Source organism: uncultured Streptomyces sp. (assembly GCF_947488945.1).
Classification (GTDB): domain Bacteria; phylum Actinomycetota; class Actinomycetes; order Streptomycetales; family Streptomycetaceae; genus Streptomyces.
In genome coordinates, this window is the sequence record NZ_CANLBS010000078.1 from 1 (window position 1) to 713 (window position 713).

At 72.2% G+C, this 713-nt stretch carries 1 protein-coding gene; it reads left to right on the top strand.

The window, feature by feature from the left end:
* Nucleotides 1-72 precede the first annotated feature (72 nt).
* A partial coding sequence (locus Q0994_RS33895; RefSeq protein ID WP_299542582.1) for a ketoacyl-synthetase C-terminal extension domain-containing protein occupies nt 73-713 on the top strand: 641 nt, incomplete at its 3' end.

A 713-nucleotide genomic window follows, 5' to 3' on the forward strand; every position in this document is an offset into this window, starting at 1 on the left:
GCTGCGGGTGTGGGTGGTGTGATCAAGATGGTGGAGGCGATGCGGCACGGGGTGTTGCCGAGGACGTTGCACGTGGATGAGCCGTCGCCGATGGTCGACTGGTCGAGCGGTGCGGTGGAGTTGTTGACGGAGGCGCGCCAGTGGCCGGTCACGGGCCGGCCCCGCCGGGCGGGGGTCTCCTCGTTCGGATTCGGCGGTACCAACGCCCACGTCATCATCGAGGAGGCACCCGCACCGGACCCCGCCGAGCCGGAACCGGGAACGCCCCACGTGCCGGTGCCGGCACTGCCCTGGCTGCTGTCGGGCAGTACGCCCCGGGCCGTGGCGGCCCAGGCGGAGCGGCTGCTCGCCCACGTCGGGCAGGAACCCGGTCCGGACGCGCTCGACGTCGCCTACACCCTCGCCACCGGCCGTGCCGCGCTCGGCCACCGTGCGGTGGCGGTGGGCACCGACCGCGAGACGCTGCTCGAAGCACTGCGCGACCCCGGTCTCGTGGTGTCGTCGGTGGTGGCTGGTGGTGGTGTGGGGTTGGTGTTCTCGGGTCAGGGTGCGCAGCGGGCCGGTATGGGTCGTGAGTTGGCGGCGGTGTTTCCGGTGTTCGGGCGTGCGTTGGACGAGGTGTGCGGGGTGTTGGATCCGTTGTTGGGCGGGTCGTTGCGGGAGGTGATGTTCGCGGCGGACGGTGGGGGGCGGTTGGACCGGACGGGGTGGAC